Origin of the sequence: Methylomonas albis (assembly GCF_014850955.1) — a bacterium.
GTDB classification, from domain to species: Bacteria; Pseudomonadota; Gammaproteobacteria; order Methylococcales; family Methylomonadaceae; genus Methylomonas; species Methylomonas albis.
In genome coordinates this window covers 1747816-1763714 of the sequence record NZ_JACXSS010000001.1, presented here as the reverse complement: position 1 = coordinate 1763714, position 15899 = coordinate 1747816, and the positions used below count along the sequence as shown (strand labels likewise).

At 51.6% G+C, this 15899-nt stretch carries 18 protein-coding genes; 16 read left to right on the top strand and 2 right to left on the bottom strand.

Annotated features, from left to right (window positions below; all coding sequences use genetic code 11):
• The first annotated feature begins 72 nt into the window (after positions 1-72).
• The 6 genes from EBA_RS08125 to EBA_RS08100 all read left to right on the top strand — a co-directional run bounded on the left by EBA_RS08125 (position 73) and on the right by EBA_RS08100 (position 5465).
• Positions 73-1506: an AMP-binding protein gene (locus EBA_RS08125; RefSeq protein ID WP_192374182.1), complete on the top strand. Its 1434-nt coding sequence runs from the start codon at positions 73-75 to the stop codon at positions 1504-1506.
• Between the two features lie 103 nt (positions 1507-1609).
• Positions 1610-2380 (top strand): restriction endonuclease, encoded by a 771-nt coding sequence (locus EBA_RS08120; RefSeq protein WP_192374181.1) that lies wholly within the window; start codon positions 1610-1612, stop codon positions 2378-2380.
• An 83-nt stretch (positions 2381-2463) separates the two neighbouring features.
• Positions 2464-2994: an REP-associated tyrosine transposase gene (locus tag EBA_RS08115; protein WP_192374180.1), complete on the top strand. Its 531-nt coding sequence runs from the start codon at positions 2464-2466 to the stop codon at positions 2992-2994.
• 116 nt (positions 2995-3110) lie between these two features.
• On the top strand, positions 3111-4232 hold the full coding sequence (locus EBA_RS08110) for an acyl-CoA dehydrogenase family protein (protein ID WP_192374179.1): 1122 nt from the start codon (positions 3111-3113) through the stop codon (positions 4230-4232).
• Positions 4229-5047: a polysaccharide deacetylase family protein gene (locus EBA_RS08105; protein ID WP_192374178.1), complete on the top strand. Its 819-nt coding sequence runs from the start codon at positions 4229-4231 to the stop codon at positions 5045-5047. The genes EBA_RS08110 and EBA_RS08105 overlap by 4 nt, the downstream gene beginning before the upstream one ends.
• A 40-nt stretch (positions 5048-5087) precedes the next feature.
• The gene (locus tag EBA_RS08100; protein WP_192374177.1) at positions 5088-5465 is read left to right on the top strand and encodes a rhodanese-like domain-containing protein; all 378 of its coding nucleotides are present in this window, start codon (positions 5088-5090) and stop codon (positions 5463-5465) included.
• Between the two features lie 54 nt (positions 5466-5519).
• On the opposite strand, the gene EBA_RS08095 is transcribed toward EBA_RS08100, so the two are convergent.
• Positions 5520-6083, bottom strand: coding sequence for a hypothetical protein (locus EBA_RS08095; RefSeq protein WP_192374176.1), 564 nt, complete (start codon positions 6081-6083; stop codon positions 5520-5522).
• A 524-nt stretch (positions 6084-6607) separates the two neighbouring features.
• Here EBA_RS08095 and EBA_RS24865 point away from each other — a divergent pair.
• From EBA_RS24865 to EBA_RS08080, 3 genes are all read left to right on the top strand, one after another.
• The gene (locus EBA_RS24865) at positions 6608-6802 is read left to right on the top strand and encodes a type II toxin-antitoxin system RelE/ParE family toxin (protein ID WP_192374175.1); all 195 of its coding nucleotides are present in this window, start codon (positions 6608-6610) and stop codon (positions 6800-6802) included.
• Positions 6803-7422: 620 nt separating this feature from the next.
• Entirely contained in the window at positions 7423-7629 is a 207-nt protein-coding gene (locus tag EBA_RS24860; RefSeq protein ID WP_192374174.1) for an ISAzo13-like element transposase-related protein, read from the top strand.
• A complete protein-coding gene (locus EBA_RS08080) occupies positions 7565-7837 on the top strand; it encodes a hypothetical protein (RefSeq protein ID WP_192377391.1) in 273 nt (90 codons plus the stop codon). The genes EBA_RS24860 and EBA_RS08080 overlap by 65 nt, the downstream gene beginning before the upstream one ends.
• Positions 7838-7911: 74 nt before the next feature.
• On the opposite strand, the gene EBA_RS08075 is transcribed toward EBA_RS08080, so the two are convergent.
• Positions 7912-8313, bottom strand: a complete 402-nt coding sequence (locus EBA_RS08075; protein WP_225616024.1) for a hypothetical protein — start codon at positions 8311-8313, stop codon at positions 7912-7914.
• Here EBA_RS08075 and EBA_RS08070 point away from each other — a divergent pair.
• From EBA_RS08070 to EBA_RS08040, 7 genes are all read left to right on the top strand, one after another.
• On the top strand, positions 8306-8740 hold the full coding sequence (locus EBA_RS08070) for an energy transducer TonB (RefSeq protein ID WP_225616021.1): 435 nt from the start codon (positions 8306-8308) through the stop codon (positions 8738-8740). The genes EBA_RS08075 and EBA_RS08070 overlap by 8 nt on opposite strands.
• Positions 8741-9128: 388 nt before the next feature.
• Positions 9129-9647 carry an RNA polymerase sigma factor gene (locus tag EBA_RS08065; protein WP_192374173.1) on the top strand — a complete coding sequence of 173 codons (519 nt, stop codon included), beginning with the start codon at positions 9129-9131 and terminating at the stop codon, positions 9645-9647.
• 61 nt (positions 9648-9708) lie between these two features.
• Entirely contained in the window at positions 9709-10737 is a 1029-nt protein-coding gene (locus EBA_RS08060; protein WP_192374172.1) for a FecR family protein, read from the top strand.
• A gap of 42 nt (positions 10738-10779) precedes the next feature.
• A complete protein-coding gene (locus EBA_RS08055) occupies positions 10780-11160 on the top strand; it encodes a hypothetical protein (protein WP_192374171.1) in 381 nt (126 codons plus the stop codon).
• A 157-nt stretch (positions 11161-11317) separates the two neighbouring features.
• The gene (locus tag EBA_RS08050; RefSeq protein WP_192374170.1) at positions 11318-13822 is read left to right on the top strand and encodes a TonB-dependent siderophore receptor; all 2505 of its coding nucleotides are present in this window, start codon (positions 11318-11320) and stop codon (positions 13820-13822) included.
• A 389-nt stretch (positions 13823-14211) separates the two neighbouring features.
• Entirely contained in the window at positions 14212-14787 is a 576-nt protein-coding gene (locus EBA_RS08045; protein ID WP_192374169.1) for an RNA polymerase sigma factor, read from the top strand.
• Positions 14788-14886: 99 nt separating this feature from the next.
• Positions 14887-15819, top strand: a complete 933-nt coding sequence (locus EBA_RS08040; RefSeq protein ID WP_192374168.1) for a FecR family protein — start codon at positions 14887-14889, stop codon at positions 15817-15819.
• Positions 15820-15899 lie beyond the last annotated feature (80 nt).

Here is a 15899-nt window from a genome sequence, read left to right as displayed (position 1 = left end):
AGAACCGCTCCAGCGGTTCGAGACGCTGGAGCGTGGGAGCGATAAGTACATTATTTTTAGAATTTGCCACCCATGCTGCTAGAACCCTTTCTACACCAATGCCAACACCAACCCGACGCCCTGGCTTTGCAAGAGCAAGATCGGCAACTCAGCTATCGGCAATTACTGCAACAGGCACAAGCCGTCGCCGCTGCCTTGCAAGCGAAGGGCGTACAGCCCGGCCAGCCGGTCGCGGTGCATCTAGATCGTGGTATCGATGCCGCCTGCGCATTGTTCGGCGTTCTGCTGGCGGGTGCTTGCTATGTACCTTTAGATTTAAAAAACCCGGCACCCAGACTTAACTTTATCGTCGCCGACGCTCAGGTTCACACGGTATTGGGAACCGGCGCAGTACCAACTTGGCTGGATGAAAGCCTGTGGCTGGACATCAACGCTTGCGCCGCCGCGAATCCCGCAGTCGTTGATATTCCCGCCGAAGCGTTGGCGGCGATTTTGTATACCTCCGGCTCCACCGGCCAACCGCGCGGCGTAGCGCTTAGTCATCGGGCGATTTTGGCGTTCACATCCTGGGCCGCCGACTTGCTGGCCTTAACCCCTGACGACCGCATCGCTAGCAGCGCGCCGTTTTTCTTCGACCTATCCACCTTCGATCTTTACGCCGTATTAGGCAGCGGCGCCAGCCTGCATTTCATCCCGGCCGGCTTGACCATGGCCCCGGCTCGCTTGAGCGCCTGGCTGAACGAACAAGCCATCAGCGGTTGGTACACAGTGCCGTCCTTGCTGGCCTTCCTCACCTACAAAGGCAACCTGGCGCAAACCCCGCTGGCGGCTTTGCGCTTTATTATTTTCGCCGGCGAGGTGTTCCCCACCCCGGCCCTGATCGATCTGGCCGCCAGTTTGCCGCAGACCGCCTTATACAATTTCTTCGGCCCCACCGAAACGAATGTCTGCTGTTACTGGCCGGTACAACGCGAGCGCTTGGTCGCCGAGCAAACCATCCCCATCGGCCTATCCGCCGCCGGCTGCGAACTGCATATCTCCGCCGACACCGGCGAACTAAGGGTACGCGGACCGACGCTAGCCAGCGGCTACTGGCGCGACGGTCACGTGCAGTCTTTTATGAGCGCTGACGGTTGGTATGCCACCGGCGACCGCGCCAGCCTGGAACAAAATGAATACCGCTTCCATGGCCGTTTGGGCCGCATGCTGAAATGCTCCGGCTACCGCGTCGAACCAGCGGAAATCGAGGCGGTTGTGAATGCCATCCCCGGAGTCAAAGCTTGCGCCGTGATCGGCATAGACGACCCCACAGCCGGCCAGCGTCCAGCTTTGGCAGTGGTTTTAGAACCGGGAATGAGCATCGCCGAGATTCGCAAGTCACTCAGCCGCCAATTGCCCGCCTATATGCAGCCGAGTCGTTATCTGGTTTTGGAAGAGTTGCCTCGATTGGCGAATGGGAAGTTGGATTTTCAGCAATTGCGAGCGTTTATGGAGACGCAAACATGAACCTGGAATCGGGCAGCAATCGGAAGTTAGACTCTTCATTAAGATACCGACATTTAGATATGACATTCGGAAACTTCATAACCACTTTTCTGGCCTCATGCCAATGATCGAACCTATCAAGCATTTTAGCTATGAATCCGGGCGGAAGTGTTCTGCTGCCGAATGTACCCGCTTGGCTGATTATGAGGTGTATCTCTACGATTACTACCCTTTCCAAAACGAAGAGTTTTTCGAGCAAGACTACACGTGCCCGTTTCTTTGCACTGAACATATGGAGCAAAACGAACAAGAAGCCATAGGCGAGAGAAAGCCGCGCGGCTTTGTGAGTTATCCGTTTTCCAAACGAAGTTTTGCACAGGGGTATACAACGTATGCCCCTCTTTCTGATGTATATCCTCTTCTCTATTCTGTTGGGACTGGTGCCGCAGACCCGGGATTAGTGCGTTCAGTAGCTGAAGTTAACGACGAACTGATCCGCCATCTCGCCAAGCACCCCGAACTTCTTTATGACCTGCATCCTCGGCGGTTCGAAGAACTTGTTGCCGAATTGCTTCGGGCTCAAGGTTTCGAACCTACACTTACCCCGCGAACTCGTGATGGCGGGAGAGATATCCTAGCTGCGCGTTCCGATGCGCTCGGTAGCTTACTTTATTTGGTTGAATGTAAGCGATACGCACCAAAGAATAAGGTAGGAGTAGAAGTGGTCCGAGCGATTCATGGGGTTACAAACTCCGAGCGTGCTACAAAAGGTGTGATTGTGACGACTTCCTTCTTTACCAAGAATGCGATAGATTTTGCAACTCCTCTGAAATACGGTATTGGGCTACACGACTTTGAAACACTGAAATCTTGGCTCGCGAGTTACAGGAATTAGCGAACATCACATTCTATCGTTCCCACGCTCCGCGTGGGAACGCAGCCCCGGACGCTCCAGCGTCCTAAACCCACAAACAGCCGATGGCCCAAAGTCGTTACATCATCACTGAACCCCAGCAAGCCCATTTCATGACCTGCACGGTTGTGGAATGGCTGCCGGTCTTTACCCGGCCGGCAACCGTGCAAATCCTGCTTGACTGCTGGCAATTTCAACGGCAACAAGTCGGCTTCAAACTCTATGGCTACGTGATCCTGGAAAACCATCTGCATTTCATCGCTCAGAGTGCCACGCTGGATAAATGCGTTGCCAGTTTCAAAGCCTATACCGCGCGGCGGATTATCGATCACCTGCAAGCGAAACGAGCCGAACACTTATTGCAGAGATTGCGCTTTGCCAAATGCGCGCATAAACATGACCGGGAGTTTCAGTTCTGGCAGGAAGGCGTGCATGCGGAGTTGATTCTAAATGAAGCCATGATGCGGGAGAAACTGGATTATATTCACGCCAATCCGGTGAAGCGGGGTTATGTGAATTTGCCTGAGCATTGGCGCTATTCCAGTGCTGCGAACTATGCGGGATTGGGTGGCTTGATCGATATCGATACTTGGTAGCCGTGACGCTGGAGCGTCTGGAGCGGCATTCCCACGCTGCAGCGTGGGAACGATACAAACGATATAATCTGGCTGCGCCGATTAACGCTGTCATAAAAACACGATAAAACTCAATCATGACTAAAGCCCCTGATTTTTCCAGCATTGCTGCTTATGCAGGCCCGCCTAACACCGCCGAAATCGCTTCTCGCTTGCGCGCCGTCGCCGCGCTAGGCCTGTTCCGCCATGCCCTTCCCCAAGCCATTGGCGGTTTTGGCGATGACTTTGCCGCGCTAGTCACCAGCCATCGTCAACTCGGACAAGCTTGCCGTGATCCCGGCCTGATGTTGGCGATCAACGCGCATGTGTGGGGCTCGGCGTTCCCTATTTTGTTGTACGGCAACGAGATGCAGAAAGGGCAATTTCTGCCGCCCTTACTAAGCGGACAATGGCTGGGTGGGCATGCGATCACCGAGCCGTCTTGCGGCTCGGACGTGCAAGCGATGACGACTAAAGCAGAGTTGAGCGGCGATAGTTATCTGTTGAACGGCGAGAAGCGTTACATCACCAACGCACCCGTGGCCGATTACTTGGTGGTGTACGCCAAATTGGCCGGCAAGATTTGCGCGTTTCTGGTTTCCCGTGATGATGACGGCTGCCGTTTCAGCGATGACGCGGCGTTGAACGCTTGCCGGGGCAGCGCCACCGGCAGCGTGATTTTGCAGGATTGTAGGCTCGACGCTGATCGTCTGCTGGGCAAAATCGGGGCCGGCACCCAGATGATTCAAAAAGCCTTGGAATACGAACGGGCCTTTGTGTTTGCCGGCATTGCCGGCAGCATGGACTGGCAGTTGGCCGAAGTGGTGCGTTACAGCCGGGAAAGGCGTTCCGGCGGTGTGCATCTCGGTCGCCATCAAGCCATCAGCCATAGGATTGCCGATATGAAGTTGCGTTTGGATACGATCGACCTGTGGTTAGGTGAATGTGCGAGGCTGTGCGATGCCGGCCAACGGCTGACGATGGCTTCGGCGCAAACCAAACTTTATGCGGCCGAGGCTTTCTTGCAATCCAGCCTGGATGCGGTGCAGATTATGGGCGCGGCGAGCTTGGAATCCGGGAGTGTGATGGCCCAATTGGTTCAGGACGCACTGGCCGGACGGCTGTTTTCCGGCAGTTCTGAAGTGCAGAAAAACCTGATCGCCGCCCTGCTCGGCACCGGCGACGCCTATAGACTTAGCCCTCAACCCCATCAAGCATGAGTTTTTCCGCTTACCGAAACTGGCAGCCGACGGCGTTGATGAAAGTTTCATTTATGCTGACAGTAGCTGCAGCAGTGGCGATAGCCATCCAACCTGATGTCTGGCCCTGGGCTTTGACCATCATCGTTGCCGACCAGCTGCTGTTAGCCTTTGCCGGGCTCTGGCCGCGCTGTGCCTGGGCTGGCTCGAACTGGACTGCGCTGCCGCCAGCCGCCGCCGCACGAGGCGAAATTGCCATCACCATAGACGACGGCCCCGATCCCGACATCACGCCCGTCGTGCTCGATCTATTGGACAGCTACAACGCCAAAGCGACTTTTTTTTGCATCGCCGCAAAAGCCCAACTCTACCCGGATTTGTGCCGGGACATTGTCAAGCGGGGGCACACGGTGGAAAATCACAGTATGCGCCACCAATACCATCTGCCGTTTCTGTTGCTAAAAGGCTGGTTAGCCGAACTAAACGCGGCGCAGGATGCTCTGACTGAAGTGACCGGCATCCGCCCCCGATTTTTCCGGCCACCCGTCGGTTTGCGCAATCCTTTCCTGGACCCGGTACTCAATCGGCTCGATTTACAATTGGCGAGTTGGACCCGGCGCGGCTTTGATACTGTGGAGCGCAATCCGCAGGTGGTATTGACAAAACTATTGAAAGACCTGAAAGCAGGCGACATCCTGTTGTTACACGACAGCAATGCCGCCCGCACCAATACCGGCCAACCGGTGATTCTGGAAGTGCTGCCGCCCTTGCTGGATGCCATCGCCGCCGCGAATTTACACACAGTAACGCTAAGCGAAAGTGTGGACCGTTACTGAAAACCCTAAAGAACTACATCTGATTGCGGAGATTTAAGCCATGAACAAAACCTATGCCAGCGCAGCGTTGATTGCCTTTCTAAGCGGCTGCGCGTTTCAAGCGCCCGATTATTTGCAAGTGATTACCGCCGCCGAGTTAAACCAACTGATGCAAAATCAGGATATTTTTCTAGTGGATGTCCATGCGCCTGAACAGCGGCATATCAAAGGCACCGATGCGTTTATTCCATACAACAGCGTCGAGAAATATCTGGATAAGCTCCCCAAGGATAAAAACACCCCGATTTATTTGTATTGCGAAGGTGGCCCGATGGGGAATGCAGCAGCCAAAACGCTTCACGAATTGGGTTACGGTCATTTGAGCAATCTGGAAGGGGGCGCCAAAGCTTGGGCAAAAGCAGGCTTTGGGTTTGAATAGATACCGAAACCGGCTGCTATAACGCCGGTTTCGGTACATTAAAACGTTCGGGGCTTATTCGACAATGCTGTCTACCTTGCCGTTTTTAAATTTCACCACAAAACGGTTGAACAGGTTAGACCAGTACGTCCAGTCGTCGCTGTCCAGCGAGGGCGTGACATGTTGCGGCGGATAACCAATGGCCGCCAGCACGGCTTTTTTACTCATGTCTTTTTTCACCTGTCCCGCCAAAATGCTTTCGCGCTCAGCGGCGCTAAACTGATTAAGGTCGACTTTGCTGGTACCGGCGATTTTACTGAAGGCGATGGGCATAGCGTCCTTGGTAAATTTCTGCACGTTTTCGATGATGACCAACTGGCCGCTAGGCTCTATTCTAAGCACCGCCTGGTCGGTATCCAACGAGAGCAGCGCAACCGGCGTATTAATCGGAATCAATTGGCCCTTACGATAATTGGTGGTGCGGAATCTATTCTGCTCTTGAAACAGACTGAACTGGGTGTAGTAAACCTGAGCCTGCGGCACAACCACGGCGGCTTCGCCGGATTTTAGATCTTTTTTACAGCCTACCGCCAAAACGGCCAGGCACAGCAGCATCAATATGTAGTTTTTTCTGAACATCACCAAAATCCCTCAAGCAGAAGATTAAGAAAACGCCGGTGCCAACCCCAATACAGCCCCGCGCCCATGCATCAAGATAGTACATCCTGAGTCGCAAACAAAACCTACCTTTAGTGGCTTGCAATCGAAAACACGCAAACCTGCAATCATCCGCCGTAAAGTTTTATGGACTATGGGGGCCTTGTAAAACAGCCTGAGGAAGTGAAAGGTTAACAAGTCCACAAAACGTCCGTTTTTTGGACGCTATTTTTTGTTTCATGTCGTGCATTACTGGCACTGTATTGGTGTGCGCCCTATTTTTGAAAGGTCAGACAAAGCATATCCGTATCGGAACCCAACGACGAATGGTTGAAGGCTCAAGTCGCCAGTGCGGAGTACAGCAGCAAGAGCGAAGCGATTAACGACTTAATTCGACAAGCGGCGGCGACTTGAAATCGAACACATCCGTTCCGAACTGATTTAAGTGGAACAGAGAGGCTTTATCGACGAGCAACCGGAATATTTATTGGCCAACTTCAAGGAAGATGCACGGCAAGATGGGCTCTTATAACCTTTCGAAAAAAGCCCGTGCCGATTTGAAGAGAATCTGGCTATACGGCGGTAAAACGCACGGAAACCAAAGAGCGGAGCAGTATTATAAAGGCATGCTTGATCGTTTTGCACAAATCGCAGAACAGCCTTATTTTTACCAGGCCGTTGACTATCCGCGCAGGGTATAGGCGTAAGTGTGTTTGGCACCTACAGCATTTATTACCGGATCAATGGCGGTATAGTCGCAATCATGGCTATCTTAGGCCATCAGGATACGGAATACTGTCTATACATGTCACCAGCCGCCATTTTAATCTGTGGAAAGTCTGCTGCTATACAAACCCGAAAAGCGCGTGTGACCTACTCCGCTTGACGGATACTGGACTCTTTGGAAAGAAGACGTTCCGCTGACTGTTTTTCACGCTCCGCGAATCACCGCGAATCACCGCTGACGACCCTAACGAGACAGTCGATGTTTTCAGTCGATTTAATAAACCAATTCAAAGCGGACATTCCAAGTTCTAAATTTCTAATTCTGCGGTGTTAGAGCGTCAAACCCAAGCCAGCATGGAAACCCTGGATCATGATTTTCCAAGCGCCGACGAAGGCAAGTTCATTCCGAATGCCATTTATCCGATGTGGTCCGGATGAAGGTGCTATTCACCTCAAGCCAGCCACGACACCAGCGAATTGTGTTGTGACAGAATCGCAGTGTGGTGGTAACGGCATGGGTGCCACCACTCTCCGAATGCTTTGCGGTTATTATTAGCCCTGCGTGATTGCCGCGGCGTTAATACAGCTAATCGTCATGTTTTTAAGAAGTCTTGCAGGCGTTGACGGAATCATTGGACTTGGAAACCCGCATACACACTATCCGCCGTATTGCTCGAAGCACAATCCGATCGCGCATAGATTGTTTCACCATATCACTCGCGGCTGCCAAGCAATTTATGAAAAATGCCGAGCGCGCGCCGGGATTAAAAGTCAATGTCGACGTTTTGGCAGTTATTTATGAAACAAGGAAGAAATGCGCAGCCGAATTCATCGAAAATTTGCGTGTCGTGTTTGATAACTTCCTACCCGCTGGAATTACCGGGGCCCTGCCACATGGCGGATCATTGCGGGAAGTTATTTTGACGGAATCCTTAACGTTATATCAACGACAAGCTACGCCGCATATGAATCGGCCACCAGCTTGTTACCTCCCAGCAAAAGATCGCTAAATTTCATGCGGCAATTGGTCGCATATGAGTTGCTTGGGGATCTTGCTAAATTTAATGTGAATCTTTTGTAAACATTAATAACAACAATCCCAGACTTTTTCAGTGTCAATTTTAAGCGAGACTCGATACGGACTTCCGATCTTCTGCAACTCGGTGACTTCATTCGTCGAGTGTTCTGAGCTCCATTTCCTTAGACAGAAAGTACTAATCCCAAAACCCAACGACAAGGAATGGTCACTCAACATCACAACTTTGTTATTGATTCTGATCGCAGTAATTTTTCTGCATTTCGTCGGCGTCAGATGCTTATTGTGCCCGAGAGAACGGGAAACGATCGCTAAACCGCTGAGAATGGAGGTTTCAACAATTTCGATACCGGCAGCCAAGCCAGCGCTTGGACCGAAACTGCCACAGCCCGGCACATTAAAGCCGTCACGAAGAAAGCCGCAACTTAAGCCCAAGCTAAAAATGATCACAACGCAAGCGTTGCCCTCCGATTTTTCGGCACTGGAACAAATTCTTGAACAGGAACCTCAAGCCAGTAGCGAACTGACGCCGTCTATTACTCATCGAGGCGAGTTAACAAATGATGAAAACATTCCTTATACCGAGGCCTACATCAGCGCCGCTTACGAGCATAATCCCAAACCCAACTATCCGAGTATCGCAAGAAGCCACGGCTGGCAGGGCAAAGTCACGCTGAGAGTGCAGGTCAATCAAGAAGGCAAAGTCGAGTTGGTCGCCGTCGAACAAAGCTGCGGCCACGAATCCTTGGATGAGTCCGCCGTCGAGGCCGTCAAGCAATGGTATTTCGTTCCGGCTAAGCGCGGTGAAACTCGCGTAGCTAGTTTAGTTCTGGTGCCAATCATCTTTTCCTTGCAAGATCAGGAGTCATACTTATAGGGCATGTAGTTTACAGGCAAGGCTAATTCATTACCTCAGTTTTGCCGCTCCAAGCTGAGCAATTCAAATCCATACTTTAATTTCGCACCAAGGTGGCGGAGGGATTTAAAAATCCGTGCGCCGCTCTATGGGGCATTAAATAAACTATGTCATATGACATGATTAAATTCAGTTAAAACCCTCATTTTCATATTGTCATCTCGAAACCAGAATATGCATTCAGGTTGCCTGTAAGCCTTTGGCAAGACCTACGCCAGTCGACTTGGAAAGACTTTGCCGTTATTTGATCTGCAATCTGCAATGTTGGCCTGTTAGTTGCCATCAATACTTTTTGTTTGTTGATAATTAAGCAGCGGCTTCTTCCGCAAAACTACCGTCTGAAAGAACAGTGTCTAGCCAAAATCATCGCCTTGTCGAACAATTGATCGGATTGGAACATGCTGATTTGCGGGCTTACGCCACCAAGCGGGTAGGCCAACAGGACGCGGACGATATTTTGCAAGATGCCTATCTACATCTGTTACAGCGTGAAGAATCGGCCACCATCCGAGAGCCGCGTTCGTTTTTGTTCAGGATCATCGCCAATCTCAGCATTGATGCTTGGCGGAAGAGCAAGCACCAACACTTAGACGGCGTGGAAACGGAAGCCAATGACTGGGAGGCATTGGCCTGTCCAATGCCTGGGCCGGAAGACATCACCGACGGCATGATGCGATTCGATCGTTTTCTCAACGTGCTCGACGAACTGCCGGAGTTACAGCGACACGCATTTATCCTCAACAAAATCGAAGGCATGAGCCATGTGCAAATCGCCGAACAATTAGGCGTATGCACTAAAAGCGTTTGCCGCTATCTGATTCAGGCGATGACGCATATTGCTGACCGTCAGGATAGCGGAGAGCTTTAATGTCCAGTATTCGCGAAATCAACCGTCGTATACTGTAACTCTCTACGCGCATTGTTCCGATATGTCTGCAGACCCGCCAACAAACAGCAATCCCCGTCAACAAGCCATTGAGTGGTTGATCGCGCAAAATTCCGGCGACTGGACAGACGCCGACCACTTGGCGCTGGAAGCTTGGCTGGCCGAAAATGCAGAGCATGACCGGCAATACCGGCAATTGAAAACTCTCTGGCAAAACATGGATGATTTCAAAGCACTCGATTTTCCGCAGCGCGCCGCGGCCAAGATGTATTGCCCGCAACCATCCGATAATGTCGTCGTGTTAGGGTCTTCACATCGCGCAGCTGGACGTTCTGGTGTCGAATCAAAGCGGCTTAATAAAGTAGCGGCAACTTTGGCGGCCAGCCTACTGATCGGCGTTGTCGGGCTGCAAGCATTTCAGCAATTTGGCGTTCATGCTTATCAAACCGGCAAAGGCGAACAAAAGACCATTAGTTTGGCCGACGGCTCACAAATCCAACTTAATACGGATACGGAAATTACAATTGACCGCGATCTATGGGGTGGACAAAAGATCAGCCTGATCCGAGGTGAAGCCTTATTTGATATTCGACACGACCCTAACCGCGAGTTGGAAGTCGCGGCCGGTAACGGCCTGATCCGCGACATCGGCACTCGTTTTGACGTTTATGCACAGCCGAACCGGGTGGATCTGGCGATACTCGAAGGTAAAGTCGCCCTGATCACCCCGCAAACCCCAAGCACGGTGTTAATCGCAGGGCAAGCCACCGCGTATGGCAACAACGGCCAAATGCTGGCAAGTCCATTGCACGACGTGCGCAACGCGACCGCCTGGCAAAATGGCAAGCTGGTATTCGCTGATTTACCTTTGCCCGACGTATTAGCTCAGATTAGCCGTTACCACGATGTGGCGTTTATCGTTGCCGATCCCAAGTTGAACGAGCTGCGAGTCAGTGGCACCTTCAAAAGCGCCAACCTGCAGTTGCTGATGGAAACGCTGGAAGCCGGCTTTCCGATTAAAGCCGAGATGATCGATACCCGTCACATCCGCCTATCGAAAGCCCGAGCCTAGGCTATAGAGTCAACTATTCTGCCTAAGAACCGGTTACTCGATTTGCTGTTCCGCCGCCACAACAAGGAATTGCTAGTCTTCGCCAAACGACAAACCAGCAGTCATTACTTGGAAGATCTGGTACAGGAAGCCTATTTGCCCGGTATCGGGGTTCCGAACCACCCCGCCGAATATTTTTTGTCGGCGCCGGGTATCAGAAGTATCCCGCCGGGTATTATTTGCTCGGTGTTGTGGTTCGGAGGCATCCAGCCGAGCAATTTTTCGGTAGCGTCGCGTATCAGTGCTACCCCGCCGAATATTTCTTGGTCGGTGCCGGACATCCAAACCACCCCGTCGGGTAATTTTTCACTAAGCGGGGAGGGGCGCGCTCCCGCCCCGAACATTTCAAATCAGCTTTGTATCCGTCGATACTGGCTCGTCTGAAGCCGTATTCCCTCGCCGGACCGGGACCAAGCGCTAAGCCCTTTCCTCCAAACTTTCTCGTCCGTCATTTTTTTTCTCCGCAGCTGTCCACTTTGCTATCGCCGATTCGTGGTAATGAATGGAAACACCATTTTTTCTTTTACTGAACGGAGATTTCATGAAGACGACAAGCTTGTTACTGGCCAGCACCGGTTTATGCGCGGTAATGCAATTGGCGGTTGCGGAAGATAAAAGCATCCGCTTTGACATTCCGGCCCAATCCGCCGCCGATGCGCTGGATGCCTTGGCTGCGCAATCGGAATTACAGATGCTGTTCGACCGCAATGCCTTACAAAACAGTCGAACCCAGGCCGTGAGCGGCTTGTATACCGCTAGAGAGGCTTTGCAAAAACTGCTGGTCGGCTCGGGTCTGACGTTTACCTTTACTGCCGCCGACGCAGTGGCGATAAAGCCTGGCGATCAGCAATTTAATCAAGCCGACCCCGCTACCCTGCCAGCGGTAAAAGTGGTCGGCCAACCAATCTACGACGCACTGGATCCGTATAACCCGGATTATGTTCTACCCAATGCCACAGCCGGCACCAAGACCGATACACCCATTATGGAAACGCCGCTGAACGTGCAGGTAATTTCCAAACAGGTGTTGAAGGATCAGCAGGTGATTAATTTGGGGCAGGCATTGAAGAATGTTAGTGGCGTGACCACCGGGAGTTTTGCATTCGGTACGGGTAATCCGGGAACCCCAAGCCAACAAATCAGTTTGCGCGGATTTGCATCTGAAACCATATTTCGCAACGGTTTCCGTTTGCAAGGTGTCTCGGGGATGGGTAATAGTGCTTCCGGTTCGTTTAGCCGGGAAATGGCCAACGTGGAAAGCGTCGAGGTGCTGAAAGGCCCTGCGGCTATTTTATACGGGCTGGTTGAGCCCGGCGGCATGGTGAATGTCGTCACCAAGCAACCCTTGGCAACCCCCTATTATTCCTTACAGCAACAATTCGGCTCCTATGATTTGTATCGCACCAGCATAGATGCCACCGGGCCGCTGAGCAAAGACGATACCTTGCTATATCGCACCAATTTCTCCTATGAAAACAGCGGCTCGTTCCGGGATTTTGTCTTCAACGACAGCCTGTTCTTCGCACCAACCTTAAGGTGGAATATCAGCCCCAGGACCCAGGCTACGCTTGAGCTGGAATATCAACATAAGAAGTTTGGAACTGATGTCGGCTTTATACCCAATGTTAATGGCCATCCTATTAATATACCCCGTAGCCGTAATTACGGGGAGTATTCGCCTGGCGAGCAGGATACTATTTTTGTAGGTTTAAACTGGTCGCATCAATTCAACGATGACTGGTCGATCAAGCATCGTGTGGCAGCCAATCTAGCGGATAGCCATATACCTCAGAGTACTTATCCGGCTTTTCATTTCGGCAAACCGGATACAGTTTATCGCTTAAATTATTTCAATCAGGCGTCCAACAACGATACCTACTCCACCAATCTTGATTTAACCGGACATTTCGACACAGTCGGCCTGAAACATACACTGTTAATCGGTGGTGATTATTTTCGCATTGACACTCAAGGCAGCTATGCAACCGATTTGGCATGGAGCAGCTTTGATCTTCCCAATATTTCCGCTATTGATGTCAACAATCCGGTCCATCCTGGTAGAAATCCGCCAATTCTTGATCCTACGAGTTATTTCAAGGGTGTCAACAAGACCGATCAATATGGTCTTTATATCCAAGACCAGATCAAACTGCCCTTTAACGTCCATGTGATGGGCGGCATTCGTTATCAATACATCCACCAAACCTCTTTTACCCAAGACTACATTGGCACAACTACTCAACAAAACCCTACCACACAAGATGCTGTTACACCCCGCGTCGGCATCTTGTGGCAAGCGCAAAACTGGCTGAGTCTCTATGCCAACTATGCAGAAAGTTTTGGTGCCAACACCGGTAAAACCTGGCCCAACAGCGGCAGCATCGCACCGACCAGCGCCGAGCAATACGAAGGCGGAATCAAGACCGAATTTTTTGATGGGCGTCTGCGCGCCACCTTGGCCTATTACGATTTAACCAAAACCAATGTCGCCTCTAATGATCCCGATATAACACACTTGTGTGGTGGGGTTCGTTGTTCGATTGCAGTCGGAGCCATTCGCAGCCGAGGGCCGGAACTGGACATTCAGGGCGAAATTTTGCCAGGTTGGAATATGATCGCTACCTATGCCAATACTCAGGTCAATATCGTTAAAACTAATTCAGACAATGCTATGTTTTTCGACACGCTTAGTGTCGGCGACCGATATTGGGGCGTTCCACGGAATACCGCCAGCTTTTTCAGTACCTATGAGTTTCAAGAAGATAGCCTCAAGGGATTTAAAGTTGGTGGCGGGGTTAATATGCAAGACTCCCAACTGGTGTGCTGTAATCGTCCATTGCCCAGCATACAGGGCTTTGCCACCATTGATTTATTGGCGTCGTATAGTCTGAAAGTTGGCAAAACCAAGGTCACCACAGCGTTCAATATCAATAATCTCCTGAACAAATATTATTTTACCGGCGGCGGCATTGACGCTCCAAGCGGCATGTTCGCCACCTTTGGTCAGCCGCGATTTTTCATGGGATCGGTAAAGGTTGAGTTTTAATTCGAATCTGAACGGATCGGGTCGGGTCGGGTCGGGATTTGTTACCCCGCTCTGAAAGTTTCAAACCAACGATGTCCGACCATACAGCGAGCGCCTAAATTGTAAGGTGGATTTGCTTTAGCAATCCACCAAAACGAAGCCTTGTTGTTACGTTTGGAAAGGCGGTTTGCTCGGCAACTGTTTCTGCGTTGTTCTAACTCCTGGATTCATAGGCGCTAAACCACCCTTCATCATGCTACTGTCGCCGTAAATATAATTTCCTCAGCAAAACGTTACAAACCTGTTCGTAACGTTTTGCCCAGTCTGGCTTGCCACAAATTGCAATCCCGCAGACCTTTGGCTAGAATCGCCGCTAATCCTTTCATCGGAAGATTGGTAATACCATGTCAATGAGTTCGATAACCACCTGTCCCGGCATCCCTGATTTGGCGGAAAACCGCGACAACGCACCGGCCGTCGATACTGTTCAGGTTGAACAGCTGTATTCGGTCTACAGCCATGAACTCAAGGCGTTTTTGCAAGCCAATACCCGCTCCGACGAATTGGTGGAAGTGATGATGCAGGATATTTATCTGAAGCTAATTGGCATCCCCGATCTATCGGTCATCCAAAATCCCAGTGCCTATCTAAACCGGCTGGCCAATAATCTGCTGATCGACCATTGCCGCCAGCAGCAACGCCATCGGAATTGCATCATCGAGCAAGCGGCCGATGACATTGATTATGCCGACTTAAGCCCTTCGCCCATCGAACAAATTCACTACCACCAGTTGTTGCAAGCCTATCAGCTAGCGCTGCTGGAATTGCCGGCGCCGGTGCAACAAGTAGTCAGGTTGTTTCATATCGACGGCCTATCGCAACGCGACATTGCCCGCAAGTTGGGCAAATCGGTTAGTTGGGTGGAAAAGTCCATCACCAAGGCCTTGGTGCATTGCCGGCCCCGTCTGGACGATTTCGATTATTGATTTACGGTTACGATCGAGTCGGATCGTCTACTACCGATAGTCATCCGATTCATCATGCTTGCCTAAGGGATTAAGGCTGTGTATACCCGAGGCAGAATAGTGAAATCCGACAAAACCCAATACACCCTGGATCAAGAGGCGGCGGCCTGGGTTGCCAAGTTCAATTCGCAGACGGTGACTCGAGAGGACAGAGAGCAATTCAGTCGCTGGATAGCTATATCGCCGGCACACCGCCAGCGGTTTTTCACAATGCGGGAACGCTGGCAAACCATCGGCCAGGCTGCGCAATTACCCGGCCCGATGCAACGTAAAACCGCCTTTTATAGGCATAGGCTGCTGGCGGCTGCCAGCATCTTGCTGGCCGTAATGCTATCGGCGATTTACCCTGCACTTCGCGACAATCTCAACGCCGACGCCGTTGCCGCCGTCGGCGAGCATAAAACGCTGCGCCTGGAAGACGGCAGCATCCTGCATCTGAATACCGATACCGCTGTCGCCATCGATTTTAGTCCCGAACAGCGCCGCATCAGGCTGTTGCGAGGCGAAGCCGAGATTGAGGTGGCCCATGCGCCTTCTCGACCGTTGATCATGGCGTCCGGCGCTGTGGAAGCGATGGCCTTGGGTACCGATTTCAGCGTGGCCAGCGTTAACGGCGAGCTGAAAGTGACCGTGTTCGAAAGCAGCGTGCAAGTCAGTAAGGATGGCGATATGCTGGATATTCTTAAACCGGGCCAACAACTTACATTCGCCGGACCTGAACAAATCATGCAAAAATCCGCCGTCGATCTGCAACAGGTTAATGCCTGGCGGGATGGTAAGCTGATCTTTACCGCCAAGCCCTTGCAGCAAGTGGTCGAGGAAATCAACCGTTACCGCTCCGGCCACCTGTTTTTACTCAATCGACAGCTTGCCGGCCGGCCGGTCAGCGGGATATTCGACATCCGGCAACTCGACAACAATCTGTTCGTCCTCGCCGAAATGCTGGGCCTGAAGGTGGTTCAGGCCAATGGTTACCCGATCGCGTTGTACTGAGTTTTCCAACGGCATCAAATCAATAAAAAAAATTTCCGGTTTTAGCTACACCGTTTCGTCTGCGTGTTTGTACCTGCACA